Origin of the sequence: Aminobacter sp. Piv2-1, from assembly GCF_037625995.1 — a bacterium.
In the GTDB taxonomy this organism is placed as follows: Bacteria; Pseudomonadota; Alphaproteobacteria; order Rhizobiales; family Rhizobiaceae; genus Aminobacter.
This window is the reverse complement of the sequence record NZ_JARKMU010000002.1, coordinates 1-13,820: the sequence shown is the minus strand read 5'-3', so window position 1 is coordinate 13,820 and position 13,820 is coordinate 1. Positions and strand designations below refer to the sequence as shown.

Annotated in this window: 15 protein-coding genes; 9 read left to right on the top strand and 6 right to left on the bottom strand. The window is 66.1% G+C overall.

Annotated features, from left to right (window positions below; all coding sequences use genetic code 11):
- Positions 1-27: 27 nt before the first annotated feature.
- Both AmiPiv_RS03840 and AmiPiv_RS03835 read right to left on the bottom strand, forming a co-directional pair.
- Positions 28-780, bottom strand: coding sequence for a GGDEF domain-containing protein (locus tag AmiPiv_RS03840; RefSeq protein WP_340035957.1), 753 nt, complete (start codon positions 778-780; stop codon positions 28-30).
- A gap of 182 nt (positions 781-962) precedes the next feature.
- A complete protein-coding gene (locus AmiPiv_RS03835) occupies positions 963-1,748 on the bottom strand; it encodes a thermonuclease family protein (protein WP_340035956.1) in 786 nt (261 codons plus the stop codon).
- A gap of 200 nt (positions 1,749-1,948) precedes the next feature.
- Between AmiPiv_RS03835 and AmiPiv_RS03830 the strand changes: the two genes are divergently transcribed.
- From AmiPiv_RS03830 to AmiPiv_RS03810, 5 genes are all read left to right on the top strand, one after another.
- Positions 1,949-2,863 carry a transglutaminase-like cysteine peptidase gene (locus AmiPiv_RS03830; RefSeq protein ID WP_340035955.1) on the top strand — a complete coding sequence of 305 codons (915 nt, stop codon included), beginning with the start codon at positions 1,949-1,951 and terminating at the stop codon, positions 2,861-2,863.
- A 317-nt stretch (positions 2,864-3,180) separates the two neighbouring features.
- Positions 3,181-4,620, top strand: coding sequence for a TolC family outer membrane protein (locus AmiPiv_RS03825; protein ID WP_340035954.1), 1,440 nt, complete (start codon positions 3,181-3,183; stop codon positions 4,618-4,620).
- A gap of 30 nt (positions 4,621-4,650) precedes the next feature.
- On the top strand, positions 4,651-6,786 hold the full coding sequence (locus AmiPiv_RS03820; RefSeq protein ID WP_340035953.1) for a type I secretion system permease/ATPase: 2,136 nt from the start codon (positions 4,651-4,653) through the stop codon (positions 6,784-6,786).
- A gap of 56 nt (positions 6,787-6,842) precedes the next feature.
- The gene (locus AmiPiv_RS03815; protein WP_340035952.1) at positions 6,843-8,132 is read left to right on the top strand and encodes an HlyD family type I secretion periplasmic adaptor subunit; all 1,290 of its coding nucleotides are present in this window, start codon (positions 6,843-6,845) and stop codon (positions 8,130-8,132) included.
- Positions 8,122-8,757 carry a ribbon-helix-helix domain-containing protein gene (locus tag AmiPiv_RS03810; RefSeq protein ID WP_340035951.1) on the top strand — a complete coding sequence of 212 codons (636 nt, stop codon included), beginning with the start codon at positions 8,122-8,124 and terminating at the stop codon, positions 8,755-8,757. The genes AmiPiv_RS03815 and AmiPiv_RS03810 overlap by 11 nt, the downstream gene beginning before the upstream one ends.
- Positions 8,758-8,782: 25 nt before the next feature.
- Here the strand turns inward: AmiPiv_RS03810 and AmiPiv_RS03805 are convergent, their stop codons facing one another.
- Positions 8,783-9,688 (bottom strand): bifunctional helix-turn-helix domain-containing protein/methylated-DNA--[protein]-cysteine S-methyltransferase, encoded by a 906-nt coding sequence (locus tag AmiPiv_RS03805; RefSeq protein WP_340035950.1) that lies wholly within the window; start codon positions 9,686-9,688, stop codon positions 8,783-8,785.
- A gap of 75 nt (positions 9,689-9,763) precedes the next feature.
- Positions 9,764-10,258, bottom strand: a complete 495-nt coding sequence (locus AmiPiv_RS03800) for a DUF2244 domain-containing protein (protein WP_340035949.1) — start codon at positions 10,256-10,258, stop codon at positions 9,764-9,766.
- Positions 10,259-10,280: 22 nt separating this feature from the next.
- Between AmiPiv_RS03800 and nth the strand changes: the two genes are divergently transcribed.
- Entirely contained in the window at positions 10,281-11,087 is an 807-nt protein-coding gene (gene nth / locus AmiPiv_RS03795; protein WP_340035948.1) for an endonuclease III, read from the top strand.
- A 37-nt stretch (positions 11,088-11,124) separates the two neighbouring features.
- On the opposite strand, the gene AmiPiv_RS03790 is transcribed toward nth, so the two are convergent.
- Entirely contained in the window at positions 11,125-11,565 is a 441-nt protein-coding gene (locus AmiPiv_RS03790; RefSeq protein WP_340035947.1) for a DUF2214 family protein, read from the bottom strand.
- Between the two features lie 134 nt (positions 11,566-11,699).
- Here AmiPiv_RS03790 and AmiPiv_RS03785 point away from each other — a divergent pair, with 134 nt between their 5' ends.
- Together AmiPiv_RS03785 and AmiPiv_RS03780 are read left to right on the top strand one after the other, a co-directional pair.
- A complete protein-coding gene (locus AmiPiv_RS03785; protein WP_340035945.1) occupies positions 11,700-11,927 on the top strand; it encodes a YdeI/OmpD-associated family protein in 228 nt (75 codons plus the stop codon).
- An 86-nt stretch (positions 11,928-12,013) separates the two neighbouring features.
- Complete coding sequence (locus AmiPiv_RS03780) at positions 12,014-12,544, top strand: GNAT family N-acetyltransferase (protein WP_340035944.1); 531 nt, start codon at positions 12,014-12,016, stop codon at positions 12,542-12,544.
- A gap of 36 nt (positions 12,545-12,580) precedes the next feature.
- Here AmiPiv_RS03780 and AmiPiv_RS03775 read toward each other — a convergent pair whose 3' ends face one another.
- Positions 12,581-13,168: a transglutaminase-like cysteine peptidase gene (locus tag AmiPiv_RS03775; RefSeq protein ID WP_340035943.1), complete on the bottom strand. Its 588-nt coding sequence runs from the start codon at positions 13,166-13,168 to the stop codon at positions 12,581-12,583.
- Positions 13,169-13,347: 179 nt separating this feature from the next.
- Between AmiPiv_RS03775 and AmiPiv_RS03770 the strand changes: the two genes are divergently transcribed.
- The coding region (locus tag AmiPiv_RS03770; RefSeq protein WP_340035942.1) for a hypothetical protein at positions 13,348-13,820 on the top strand (473 nt) is incomplete at its 3' end.

Here is a 13,820-nt window from a genome sequence, read left to right as displayed (position 1 = left end):
CGCCCACAGCATGCCGGGACGCCCGCCTCAGGCGTCCAGGCCGGGCCGGTCGCCATCCTCGGCGGGAAGCTCGGCGAACTCGACGCGGTTGCGGCCGCGCGCCTTGGCTTCCGACAGGCGGTCGTCCGCCTTGCGGAACAGGTCGTCGAATTCGAGCTGGTCCTCGAACAGCACGGCGCCGACGCTGACCGACAGCGGCAGCTTGCGGCCGCCGGGCTCCAGGATGGTTTCGGACACCGTGCCGCGGATGCGTTCGGCGACGCGCTCGGCATTCTCACGGCTGGTGCCGGGCAGGAAGATGCCGAACCCCTCGCCGCCGATGCGGCCGACGAGATCGCCCGAGCGCACCGAGGCCTTGACCGTGCCGGCGACGCTCTTCAGCACCTCGTCGCCCCAGGCATGGCCGAACCGGGCATTGATGGCGCGGAAATCGTCGATCTCGACGACCAGCAGCGCTCCCTGCCTGCGCCCACCCTGGGCCGAGTCGCCGCGGAAGGCGTCGATGAGGTTGGCGAATACGCCGCTGTTGAGACAGGACGTCAGCGTATCGATCGACGACAGCCGGCTGACCTCGGACCTGAGCGCCGTGAACTTGCGCCGTTCGTTGGCGACCAGCGCGAGCAAGGGTGCTGCGACGAGCGCTGCGATGACGCCCGCGCTGATGACGCCGCGCCACAAGGTTGCGTCGCCCTGGCCCTGGAACAGGATCGCGGCAGCGCCGGCGGCAACCGCCACGATCGCAGTGGTGCCGAGAAGTGTGTAGCGCACGATCGGTCCCATGCTGTTGCCGCCCGATCGCCCCGAACCAGTATTGTCCACGCCAGATCCCTCCGTACTCGTCGACGAATCGATCTACTGGGCGAGAATGAAACATTCCTTGTACGAATTCGAACAGTTTAACGAATTTGTCGAAAAGCGGTTGGAAATTCCTGTTTCGAGGCATCTTCACCGACAAAAGAGCTTCATTCCGGGCTCCCGAAGACACCCATCCGTGCCTCTCGCGCCACCAGTTCGGCCTTCTCGTAGCCGCCGCCCGGACGCGCCAGGGCCCAGCCGTTGGAGACCAGCCACGCCCCGACATCCTGCTTGCCCAGCCGGCAGGGCGCGGCGACGGGCCAGCGTTCGGCGACCGGCGGTACTTGGCACCGCAGCGCCCGCCCCCGTAGCCAATAGCGAAACGCCAGCAAGGCGCGCTCGCCGCAGCGCCATCGCACGCCCTCGAACTCGCAAGGGCTCTCGGCGTCGACCGGTTCCGTGCCCGCGATGATGATCGCGTGCCCCATCGCCTCGAAAGAGGCGGAAGAGGTGACGACCGGGCGATAGAGCAAGGTGCCCTGCCAATCGTCCTGCCGCCAGCCTCTGCCGGACGAGGCCAAGCCGAGCGCGCCGAGCGGCGCGCGGGCGGCGACGCGCTCGAGTTCCTGCGGACGGACGTCCGGAGGGGCAACGACGTCGGGGGCGACCAGGCGCGCGGACGCGGGCGGCGCGTAGAATGAGGCTGACGGGCCAGGCAACGATGCCTCCTCGGCTGCAGACAACCGCTCCGTCGGCCTGAAGACAGGTTGCCGCGCCACATGGAGCCAGTCCGCAGCCATGATCAGCAAAGCGACGGCAACGACCGCGGCGGCGGCGCCGAGAGCAACCAGCGTGGCGCTCCCGCGCAGTGACCGATCTCTCCATGCGGATGCCAACGCTGGCGGCATCGGATCAGGCGGACGGCGTTCCATGACGACCTCGATCGATGCCACAGGAGGCCACGAATCCCGTCGGCGCACCAGCCCCTGACCGATGCGGCACGCACCCCCGGTTCCTGCCAGCGTCTGCAAAGATCAGAATTCTCATAAAATTTGAAGAAAAGTGCGCCCAGCAAATTATACTATGATTACCTGTATCTCTTTGCGATAATTTGAGACCCCGTTGCTACCGTTCATCAAAATTGGTGGGCGCCATGAAAGCAACGTCAAACGAATACATCCTACGCGGCATTAAACTTCTTGCAACGGCGGCATTTGTCGCCACGACACTGCAAAATGCCGCCGCAAGCGACGACCAGACGCAGTCCGCGGTGCAGATGCCGGCGCTTCTCGGCGGCGTGGCGCTGCGCCTGCCCGCCGCGGCCCAGGCAACGACATCGCCCGATCCGGCGGCAGACGCCAGCGGCCTCGTCGAACGCTCCGTCCAGGTCGTCGCGTCGGCCGAAGCCGAGGAGATCGCCGGGGTGGATCCGATCCAGACCTCCGGCATCGTCCCCGGCGTGTTCGGTTCGGTTGCCATTCCGATGCGCAACTTTCCCGTCGCCGGGCGCTGGAGGAAGGTCTACGGCCAGATCGGCGAGTGCACGCAAGGCATCGCCTGCGGCAAGCGGGGCGCGTCCTTCGCGATGCTGACGGTGGGCGTCCGCGACAAGAAGTTCCTGGACAAGCTCGCCACCGTCAACCGCGTGGTCAACACCATGATCGGCTACCGCAAGGACAAGGAAATCTACGGCGGCCTCGACTATTGGGCGACGCCGGCGGAAACGCTGGCGCGCGGCATCGGCGATTGCGAGGATTTCGCGATCCTCAAGATGGCGGCACTGATCAAGGCCGGCGTACCGGCCCAGAGCATGTCGCTGGTCGTGCTCCAGGACAGGGAACTGAAGGTGTTCCACGCGGTGCTATCGATTGCTACCCAGAGTGGCAATTTCATTCTCGACAATCTCTACAACGACGTCCGCCGCGACGACGAGCTGAAGAGCTACGTGCCGCTCTATTCCTTCAGCACCGACCGCGCCTGGATCCATGGCGGACGCCCCGGATCGGATCAGGTGGCTGCACTTTCAGGCGATTTCACCACGATCGCCCCCGGAGAAGGCCTGCAGTAGGCCGGGGGCGGCACGGCCCTCCCGCCGCCGCGATTTGGGCGGGAGGCGGCCTGTTCGACAATTCCAGGTTTCAAAGGCAGAAAGCCCGCAACAGCGCGAAAGACTTCGGAAATCTTTCAGGCGAAAGTAGTTTTAGCCTTTAAGAATGTAGCATTTTTGCTACAGGTCTTGGGTCAAATGGCGCGAATCGGATCAATCCGGTACAACCGCAATCAATTTGCTGTCGCTTTTCTCCGACAGCTGGATAATTGCAGTTGGTGGATGCGGTGAGGGGCGACGCTGGCGGGGACGCCGTGGTGGAGCGGGGAGTTTTCGAAATGCACCTTGGAAAGTTTGCGACGCGGTTCGGCATCCTGCTTGCGGCGACTATGCTGTCGGGCACGAGCGCCGGCGCCTTGACGCTCAAGGAAGCGATTGCCGTCGCAGTCGAATCCAACCCGGAGATCGGCCAGGCCATCGAAAACCGCGAGGCGATCGAGTTCGAGCTGCGCCAGGCCAAGGGGCTCTACCTGCCGAGCGTCGATCTCGAGGCCTCGACCGGCGTGCGCCGGCTCGACAACCCGTCGCGGCGCCTCAGCGACCGCGAGGACGATGCGCTCTATCCGTCGGAAGCCGGCGTCGTGGTCACCCAGAAGCTGTTCGACAACGGCGCCCGCAGGGCCGAGCTCAGCCGCCAGGCATCGCGCGTCGACGGCGCTTCGTTCCGTGTGCTCGAGCGCTCGGAGTTCATCGGCCTGTCGGTCGTCCAGGACTATCTCGAATACATCCTGCAGGCCCAGATCGTCGGCGACGCCAAGAAGAACCTCGGCTTCCACCAGTCCATCCTCGGTGACATCCAGGAAGGCATCAAGGGCGGCGCGCTGACCGACGCCGACAGGCAGCAGGCCGAGGAGCGGCTGTTTGCCGCCAAGGCCCGCGTGCAGGAGGCTTCCGAAGAGCTGGAAGCCGCCAAGATCAGGTTCTTCAAGACCGTCGGCAAGCCGCTGGTCAATGCGTCCAAGCCGGGCTCCGTGGCCAAGGCCCTGCCCCGCTCGCTCGACGATGCGCTGGGCATCGCCCGCCGCAACAATCCGCGCGTCAGCATGGCCAACAGCGACATCGACGCCGCCGCGGCGCTGGTCGACGCGGCGCGGGCCAAATACGGCCCCGAGGTCGTCGCCGAGGGCCGCGCGCGCGTCGGCTACGACGTCGACGGCGCCGAGGAAGACACCAACGACCTGCAGGCCCGCCTGGTGCTGCGCTGGAACCTCTACCGCGGCGGCATCGACAAGGCCAACGAGCAGGAGCAGATCCGCCGCGTCAGCGAGCAGCGTCTCGCCCTGCACCAGGTGCAGCGCGAGGTCGAGGAAGCGGTGCGCATTTCCTGGGATCGCCGCTTCCGCCAGGCGGATCTGGCCAAGACCCTGCGCCAGCAGTCCATCGCCAACGACCGGCTGGTCGCCTCCTACCGCGAACAGTTCAAGGTGGGCCAGCGTTCGCTGCTCGACGTGCTCGACGCGCAGAACACCCGCTTCAACACCGAGACGCTGTCGAACACCGCGGCCTTCGCCTCGCTGTTCGCCGAGTACCGGCTGCTTGCCGCGACCGGCCAGTTGCTGAAGACGATGAACGTCGCGCCGGCCAAGCAGGCTGACGCCTATGCACGGAGCGAGTTCAACGTACCCGAGACCGCCGATACGGAAACCTATGCACGGACACCGTCGCAGCAGGCGAACGATCTGCCTTTCGACCTGCTGGCACCCGTCAGAAAGAAGTAGGGTGTAGCCTGACGGCCGCCCCCGCCGCTCATGAACCAACAGGCACACATCCAGACGCCGGCCGAAGCATTCAAGAAATGCTTCTCGGCCGTTGCGGCCTATTTGGGCCGCCCAAGCGCTGAGACAGTCCTGTTCTCCGGCGTCCCGATCTCGGATTCCCGGATCGAGATGCAGGAGATCCGGCATCTCGCCGAACGAATCGGGCTGGAGACCGAGGAGTTCGACCACCGCGACTTCGCGCGCGGCCGCTTCGATCTGCCCGTCATCATCTTTCGCCAGAACCGCCTGCCGATAGCGCTTCTGGCCGAGCAGCGCGACGGCGCGGCGTTCCTGACGGGACCGCAGGAGGACGGGCGCACCTCGATCTCGCGCGATGAACTGCTGAGCATAGCGATCGAAGGCGGCGCGAGCTTCTCGATCACCTACGCCAACACCGCCGGGGAGATGAGCGCGGGCACGGCCGCCCGCATCGAGCGCAAGCACTGGCTGTTCGGCACCGTGAGCGCCTTCTGGCGATCCTATTCGCGCGTGGCCCTGGCGGCGATCTTCATCAATCTGCTGGCGATCGCATCGCCAATCTTCACCATGAACGTCTACGACCGCATCCTGCCCAACAAGGCGATCTCGTCGCTCTGGGTGCTGGCGCTGGGCGTCGCAACCGCGATCCTGTTCGACCTGCTCCTGAAGACGGCGCGGGCCGCGCTGATCGACCATGCCGGCCGCAAGGCCGACCTGCGCATCTCCTACATGCTGTTCGAGAAGGTCCTCAATTCGTCCCTGAGTTCGCGGCCGGCCTCCACGGGCGAATATGCCAACCGCGTGTCGCAATACGAATTCGTGCGCGAATTCTTCACCTCGAACACGGTCAGCACCTTCATCGACACCGCCTTCGTCTTCATCTTCCTGCTGGTGATCTATGCGGTCGCGGGCTGGCTCGTCATCGTTCCGGTCGTCGCCTTCATCGCCGCGATCGGCATCGGCCTGGTCGCGCAGCAGCGGATCGGCAAGCGGGTCGCCGCGTCGATGAACGAGGCCTCGCAACGCCAGGCGCTGCTGATCGAATCGATCTCGACGGTCGAGACCATCAAGTCGCTGCGGGCCGAGGCCTATCTGCTGCGCAAGTGGCGCGAGCATTCCAAGAATGCCGCCAACACTTCCGAGAAGATCAAGCAGCTCTCGGCGGCCGCCGCCAACATCACGCAGTTCATCCAGCAGCTGGTGACGGTGGCGCTGGTCGTGGCCGGGGCTTACGCGTTCGAGCTGGGCGCCGTCTCCACCGGCGCCATCATCGCCGCTGTCATGCTGTCGGGACGCGCCGTCGCGCCGCTCGGCCAGCTCGCCATCACCATTTCGCGCTTCCGCCAGGCGACGCTGTCGCTGAAGGTTCTGAACACCATCATGCAGCAGCCCGAGGACCGGCCGGACACGGTCGGCTTCGTCAACCGCCCGATCCGGTTCGGGGCGCTGTCGCTGCGCAATGTCGGCTTCGTCTATCCCGGCACCGAGGCGCAGGTGCTGACCGGCGTCAACCTGACGGTCAATCCCGGCGAGCGTGTCGGCATCATCGGCCGGATCGGTTCGGGCAAGACCACCTTCGGGCGCCTGATCGGCCGCCTGTTCCTGCCGACGTCGGGCGAACTGCTGCTCGACGGCATCGACGTGCGGCAATACCACCCCTCGGAAGTGCGCGCCGCCGTCGGCATCGTCGCCCAGGCCGGCGACCTCTTCTCCGGCACGGTGAAGGAAAACCTCCTGATGGCGCGGCCGGACGCCAGCGACGAGGAGATCATCGCCGCCGCCAAGGCGGCCGGCGTCGACGAGTTCGTGTCGCGTCACCCGCGCGGCTACGACATGAATGTCGGCGAGCGCGGCACCAACCTGTCCGGCGGGCAGCGCCAGTCCGTGGCCATCGCCAGGCTGCTCCTGACCAAGCCCAAGATCGTCTTCCTGGACGAGCCGTCGGGCTCCATGGACCTGGCTTCGGAGCGGCAGTTAATCAAACAACTGAAAATCGCCTTCGACGACAAGACGACACTGATCATATCGACGCATCGTTATAGTATGCTGGAGATCGTCGATCGCCTAATTGTCGTCGAACAGGGCCGGATAGTTGCAGACGGGCCGAAGGATAAGGTCATTCAGGCACTGCAGCGGCCTAACGGCTGAGCACGGACGTCTGGGCGATTGGTTATATTGAACCCGTTCAATATACTGGGGCAGGAATGATAGCCAGGGAAGACAGGCCGCCGCTGTTCGCGTCGGCCTCGGTGCTGATCATAGGTGCGTTGTTCGCGGCGTTCATCGGCTGGGCGTCGTTTGCCGAGGTGGACGAGATCGCCCGCGGCGAGGGCAAGGTCATTCCCGCGTCGAAAACGCAGATCGTGCAGGCCAGCGAGGCTGGCGTCGTGCAGGAAATCGCCGTCAAGATCGGCCAGATCGTCAAGAAGAACGACCTGATCATCCGGCTGGACAACACCGTCAGCACCTCCAGCCTCGGCGAGCAGCAGGCCAAGGCGCGCACGCTCCAGGCGCGGATAGCCAGGCTCAAGCAGGAACAGGAGGGCAGGATCGGCGAGCCGCTCGCCTGCCCGGACGAATTGGTCGAGACCGCGCCGGAGATCTGCGAGAACGAGCAGAAGCTGCTGGTCGCGCGGCGGCAGAATTTCGACACCAAGCTGTCGGTGCTCAAGTCGCGGCTTGATCAGCGACAGAAGGAACTGAGCGAGGCGCAGGCCAATGTGCAACGGCTCACCGAGAACATCGCGGTCAGCGAGAAGGAGGCCGCGCTGGTGACCTCGATGGTCAAGCGCAACCTGATGGCCCGGACCGAGCAGATGCGGGTCGACCGCGAGCAGGCCGATCTCAACGGCCAGCTCAAGCTCGCCGGCGAAACCATCAAGCGGACCGAAGCGGCCATCGTCGAAGCCAGGCTGCAGGTCGACGAGTTCGGGCTGGAGCTCAGGCAGCAGGCGCTCGACGAACTGACCCAGGCGCTGGCCGAACTGTCGGTTGTCGACGAGACCATTCGCGGCGCCAGCGACCGCGTCGCCCGCACCGACATCCGCTCTCCCGTGGACGGCATCGTCAACACGCTGGACGTCAACACGCTCGGCGCCTTCGTGCAGCCGGGCGGCGTCGTGGCGGGCATCGTACCGACATCCGACACGCTGCTCGTCGAGGCGCGCGTCTCGCCGCGCGACGTCGCCTTCATCCGCCCCGAGCAGAGGGCCCTGATCAAGGTCTCGGCCTACGACTTCTCGATCTTCGGCGGCCTCGACGGCAAGGTGCAGAACATCACCGCCGACAGCCTCGTCGACCAGAACACGGGCGAGCCGTACTACCAGGTCCGGGTGTCGACCGACCGGTCGACCCTGGAAAAGGATGGCAAGACCTATTCCATCATCCCAGGCATGATCAGCACGGTGGAGATCATCACCGGCCGCAAGACCATCCTGAGCTACCTGCTCAAGCCGATCACCAAGGCACGCAACGAGGCCCTGCGTGAACGATAGCGCCGCCAGACAGCCGATACCGCCCCCGGTCAGCGTCTTTTCCGCAGACGACCTGGCGACCGACTTCCGCGTCGTCGTCCGCCAGGGGACACGTCGCGGCATCCGGCTCGAGCGCCTGTTCTGGACCACGCTCAAGCAGCTCGCCGAGCACAACCAGCTCACCATCGGCGAAATGGTCGAAGAGATCGCCACCGCCAACGACGACAGCAGCAATCTCGCATCGGCGATACGGGTCGCCTGCCTGCGCTGGGTTTCCGATCAGAAGGCGGAGCTCGGCGCGCTCGCCTCGCTTCGCACCATCAACGCGATCCTCGGCGCCTGCCCCGCCCCCGCCTTCGCGCTGTCTTCGGCCAAGCGCATCCTGGCCTTCAATCCGGCGTTCCAGCAGCTCGTCAGGCGCCAGCTGCCGGTCGGCTTCGGCCAGGACGCCCAGCGCGACCTGCGCCTGTCGCTCGACGTCAACGTCGCCGACATCTTCACCCGCCTCGACGGCAACAACGGCGTCCCCATCTCCAGCGGCTTCGTCATCGGCGCGGGCGAACGCCGCTATCGCGGCCAGCTCAACATCGTGCGGGCGCCGATACAGGCACCGCAGCTGCTGCTTGCCTTCGTGGTGAACGGCTGACCGTTTTCGCCGCCGGCCGGTCGCCCTACCGTGCCACCCGGCCGGCTTCCCAGCCCAGAATGGCGCGCTTGCGCGTCAGGCCCCAGTGGTAGCCGGTGAGCGCGCCCGACTTGCCCAGCGCCCGATGGCAGGGCACGACGAAGGACAGCGGGTTGGCGCCGACGGCGGCCCCGACCGCGCGGCTTGCCTTGGGCGTGCCGATGTCGGCGGCGATGGCCGAATAGGTGCACGCCCGGCCCATCGGGATCTTCAGCAGGGCTTCCCACACCCGGACCTGGAAGTCCGTCCCGATCATCACCACCCGGAGCGGCTGGTCGGCGCGCCAGCGGCTCGGGTCGAAGATGCGCGCGGCATAGGGTGCGGTCGCACCCATGTCCTCGACATAGGTGGCGTTCGGCCAGCGGCCCGACATGTCCGCAAAGGCGGCGCGCTCCTCGCCGGCGTCGTTGAACGACAGGCCGGCCAGGCCGCGGTCGGTCACCATGATGAGGGCCACGCCGAAGGGCGAGATATGGAAGCCGTAGCGGATGGTGAGACCCGCGCCGCGCGTCTTGTAGTCGCCCGGCGACATCGCCTCGTGGGTGACGAAGAGATCGTGCAGCCGTCCCGGCCCCGACATGCCCACCTCCAGCGAGGTCTCGAGCAGCGGCAGGCCTTCGTCGAGCAGGCGGCGGGCATGGTCGAGCGTCACCGCTTGCAGGAACGCCTTCGGCGACAGGCCCGCCCAGCGGCTGAACAGCTTCTGCAGCCCGGTCGGGCTTTCGCCGACTTCCTCGGCCAGCATTTCGAGCGAGGGCTGGTCGCGATAGTCGAGGCTGATCTTCTCGATCACCCGGCGCACGGTTTCGTACTCGATGCCCTCCGGGGTGATGTCCTGGTGCAGCATCGCGACGGGGCTGAGATTCGTCCGAGCGTTCGTCTGAGCGTTCATGGCAATGTCTCCTTGAACGCCAATATCGCGTGGCAAGCCGGCGTTTCCCACCCGATTCCTGCTCATTCTGCCGGACTAACCGGCCTTGGCCACGGCGAGCGCGCGGGAGAAGGCGCGGGCGAAGTTCTCGCGTTCGTCGGGATTGAGAAAGCCGCCGATGGACACGCTTGCCTCGCGCGATGTCACCGCCATCGCGGTGATGCCGATCTCGTCATGGCGCGAGACCGAGAAGCGGGCCCAGAACGGGTTGAAGCGGAACCGCTCGGACCTGCCGGAGGGCGCGGTCTTGAGGATATCCAGGCTGGTTCGCGAGACGCTGACTTCCTCGCGCGCCCTTGCGGCGCGGTAGTTGAGCCGGAAGGCGACGTAGACGCCGGCCATGTCGAGCCCGAAGAACCCGAACACCGGCCAGGCGCCGTAGCTCAGGAAGATCGCCCCGGTGACCACCCAGCCGAACAGCAGCGCCCCCATGAGAATCAGGAAGCCGGTGCGGCCGAGCGAACGGTGCGGCAAAAGCAGCGCCTTGAAGAAGGGCTCATCGGCGGCGAATGTGCTGTTTGTATCGCTCATGTCGGTTGATTATAGAGGGGCAATGAAAAACCCCAAGCCCCAAGACAGGCCGAAGGCGTCGACGGCCAACAAGACAGCCGCAGCCAAGCCCGTCCGCCGCGCGACGCGCAGCCGCTCGCTCTACAGTGCGGCAGAAGTCGACGAGATCTTCCGCCGCTTCCAGGTCCAGAGGCCCGCGCCGAAGGGCGAACTCGAGCACGTCAACGCCTTTACCCTGCTCGTCGCCGTCGTGCTGTCGGCGCAGGCGACCGATGCCGGCGTGAACAAGGCGACGCGGGCGCTTTTCGCCGTTGCCGACACGCCCGACAAGATGCTGGCCCTCGGCGAGGACAAGGTCGGCGAGTACATCCGCACCATCGGGCTCTGGCGCAACAAGGCCAGGAACGTGATCGCGCTATCCGAAGCGCTGATCCGCGACCATGGCGGCGAAGTTCCGGACGAGCGCGACCTGCTGACCAAGCTGCCGGGCGTCGGCCGCAAGACGGCCAACGTGGTGCTCAACATGGCCTTCGGCCAGCATACGATGGCTGTCGACACCCACATCCTGCGCATCGGCAACCGCATCGGGCTCGCGCCGGGCAAGACGCCCGACCAGGTCGAGCAGGGCCTGCTCAGGATCGTGCCGGCCCAATACATGCTGCACGCCCATCACTGGCTGATCCTGCACGGCCGCTATGTGTGCAAGGCGCGCAAGCCCGACTGCTGGCGCTGCGTCATCGCCGACATCTGCAAGTCGCCGGAAAAGACGACCGACGAGCCGGCGCCGCTGGTGCCGCTCGACGAACTCGATCCGGTCGAGGTGGCCGAAGCCGAGATGGCGGCTCAATAGCGCGTTCCCGGCTTTCCTCGTACTTATCCTGGAATGCTCAGTAGCCGCGCGCCATGGCCGCGGCGAACACCGGGATGAGCACGAAAACCGCGGCCTCGGCCCTGACGAAGCGCCGGATCGCCAGGATTTCCGCCTCGGGAACGACATAGGCGACATCGCTCGCGGCGGCACGCCAGCGCAGTATGCGGATCGTCGGCGCGATCGACAGCAGCCCGACGGCGGCGAACGCCGCCATCTTGGCCCAGAACACCCAATTGTAGACGTAGAATTCCCAGCCCTTCAGCCCGAGGAAGACGCGGCCGATGCCGATGACGATCAGGAGCGCGGCGAGCCCGCCATACATGGCATCGATGTGGCCGAGCGTGGCGAGCCCGCGCCGGTCGAGGCCCGGGCGCAGGAGCACGGCCTCGGCGCAGATCACGCCTGCCAGCGCGAAGGCGAGCAGATGGTGCACGATTGCCAGGATGAGGTCGGTCATTCGCGGGCCTCGCCGAGCCGATTCTGCCCGCGAGGTTAGCAAGCCTGCTTCCACCGCGATATGGTCGCCGCCCACCCTCCTGCCACTTCGCCTGCGCTGTTGACCGCCCAGCCATCCGCCAGCACAGTCGGATCATGGCGCTGACCCGCGAAATCAACCCGATTCCGGACTGGATCCGCGACGAGCTCGTCGCGCGCGGCCTGCTCGCCGCCTACGAGGCGAGGCCCGCCTACCAGCGCAACGACTATCTCGGCTGGATCGGCCGCGCCAAGCGGGAAGACACCAGGCGCAAACGGCTCGAACAGATGCTCGACGAACTCGTTCGCGGCGGCGTCTACATGCGCATGCAGTGGAATGGCTGAGAGCTGGCGGGAAAGAAGCGGGCCCCTGGCCTGATCCACCGGTCGCCGGCCGTGCTACAGGCGGCCAACCAAACTGGAAGCCGCCCATGTCCGCCTTTTCCCTTGCCGACATCCCCGTGATCGAGACCGATCGCGCCATATTGCGCCCGCACCGGCTCGACGACTTCGACGCCTATGCGCAGATGTGGGCCGACCCCGTCGTCACCCGCTTCATCGCCACGCCGCGCACGCGCGAGGAAAGCTGGCAGCGCTTCCTGCGCCATGCCGGCTCGTGGTCGCTGATCGGCTACGGCTTCTGGGCGGTCGAGGAGAAGGCAACGGGCCGCTTCGTCGGCGAAGGCGGCTTCCACGACCTCAAGCGAGATCTGGTTCCGTCGATCGAGGGCACGCCCGAGGCCGGCTGGGGCTTCGTCGCCGACATGCACGGCAAGGGACTGGCGAGCGAAGTCGTCGGGGGCTTCGTGAAATGGGCAGACGGCCGCTTTGCACGCACCGTGTGCATCATCGATCCCGGCAACAGCGCCTCGCTGCGCGTCGCCGAGAAGAACGGCTATCGCGAGATCGCCCGGACCAGCTATCACGGCAATCCGACGATCCTGCTCGAGCGCCGCGGCTGACGGCGCCCGGGCAAGCGGCCTGACAGGCCTTTCCGCTCAGAATTCGGCTGCGGTCGTGCGGACCGGCTTGGCCGCGCCAATGCGCTCCCAGCGGCTGCCATTACCCTGGGCCTGGCGCGCGAAGTAGCTGTAGGGCGTGCGCGACCAGTCCTTCACCGAACTCGTCAGGTTGTCGAGGATCAGGTCGCCTTCGCTGGTGCGAACCGTCAGCACCGTGTGGCCCTGGCCGCGGTAGCGCGCAACGGTCAGCAGCAGGGCCGACGCGGGCCAGCCGCGCTTGATGAGCTCGCGTTTCTTGAGGATGGCGAAATCCTCGCAGTCGCCATAGGCGGTCGGCACACGCCAATCGTCCTCCTTGCCGCCATTCTCCACATCGCTGCGCTCCTTGATCCGCGCGTTCACCGCACGGGTTACCTGCTGGAGTTCGCTGCTCAGCCCGGGCTTCAGGGCGACGACCTTCTTGCCCCCGGACGTGCTGCAAAGACCGGGTTCCCGGCCGCAGAATGACGCGAAGGCCGGCGGCGCGAAGGCCTGGCCCTTGGTTTCCATTGATGTACCGGCATAGGCAGCAAACGTTCCGGCAAACGTGGTCGTGAGCGCGACCAGCGCGACAAGGCGTTTCACAGTGGTAGTCCCCGCTAGATGGATGAAAGGATGACGGTGGGTGATTAATGAGTGGTTGCTAAAATACCTACCCGCCCGAAAGGAGGCGGCATGGCTAACAAATTGTTACCTTGAATTAACACCGGTTGAAGGGGTGAGATTGGAGCGGTTGCGGCGCCTTTCCTGATGGAGAGAGTACCATGTCCGCAATCAAGGGAAGCTTTTCCAAAGTACTGTTTCTGCTAGTGACGGCCTCGGCCTCGTCCACCTATCTCAGTGGAAGTGCACTCGCCGAAGTGCGACCGGTCATGTCGGCACAGCAGTGCCAGCCGCTCAGCAGCGGCAACTATGAACGCTGCTGCATCGCGCTCAACAGGCGACAAATACTGTCATCCGACGAATTGGCTCAATGCCCTCCCATCACCACGTCTTTGATTCAGGCCGTGGCCGGAACCGGCAGCGATGACAATGGCGGCACCGGCAGCGGCAACGAGGGCGGCGGCAACGGTGGTGGCGGCGGCAACGGCGGCGGCGGCGGCAACGGCGGCGGCGGCGGTAACGGTGGCGGCGGTGGCGGCGGCGGCGGCGGTGGCGGCGGCGGCGGCGGTGGCGGCGGCGGCGGCGGCGGCGGTGGCGGCGGCGGCGGTGGCGGCGGCGGCGGCGGCGGCGGTGG

What these genes read in the sequence shown, in the direction of transcription:
- AmiPiv_RS03840 (WP_340035957.1), bottom strand. Translation starts at nt 780, where the DNA reads ATGGGACCGATCGTGCGCTACACACTTCTCGGCACCACTGCGATCGTG.
- AmiPiv_RS03830 (WP_340035955.1), top strand. Translation starts at nt 1,949, where the DNA reads ATGAAAGCAACGTCAAACGAATACATCCTACGCGGCATTAAACTTCTT.
- AmiPiv_RS03825 (WP_340035954.1), top strand. Translation starts at nt 3,181, where the DNA reads ATGCACCTTGGAAAGTTTGCGACGCGGTTCGGCATCCTGCTTGCGGCG.
- AmiPiv_RS03820 (WP_340035953.1), top strand. Translation starts at nt 4,651, where the DNA reads ATGAACCAACAGGCACACATCCAGACGCCGGCCGAAGCATTCAAGAAA.
- AmiPiv_RS03815 (WP_340035952.1), top strand. Translation starts at nt 6,843, where the DNA reads ATGATAGCCAGGGAAGACAGGCCGCCGCTGTTCGCGTCGGCCTCGGTG.
- AmiPiv_RS03805 (WP_340035950.1), bottom strand. Translation starts at nt 9,688, where the DNA reads ATGAACGCTCAGACGAACGCTCGGACGAATCTCAGCCCCGTCGCGATG.
- AmiPiv_RS03800 (WP_340035949.1), bottom strand. Translation starts at nt 10,258, where the DNA reads ATGAGCGATACAAACAGCACATTCGCCGCCGATGAGCCCTTCTTCAAG.
- nth (WP_340035948.1), top strand. Translation starts at nt 10,281, where the DNA reads ATGAAAAACCCCAAGCCCCAAGACAGGCCGAAGGCGTCGACGGCCAAC.
- AmiPiv_RS03790 (WP_340035947.1), bottom strand. Translation starts at nt 11,565, where the DNA reads ATGACCGACCTCATCCTGGCAATCGTGCACCATCTGCTCGCCTTCGCG.
- AmiPiv_RS03785 (WP_340035945.1), top strand. Translation starts at nt 11,700, where the DNA reads ATGGCGCTGACCCGCGAAATCAACCCGATTCCGGACTGGATCCGCGAC.
- AmiPiv_RS03780 (WP_340035944.1), top strand. Translation starts at nt 12,014, where the DNA reads ATGTCCGCCTTTTCCCTTGCCGACATCCCCGTGATCGAGACCGATCGC.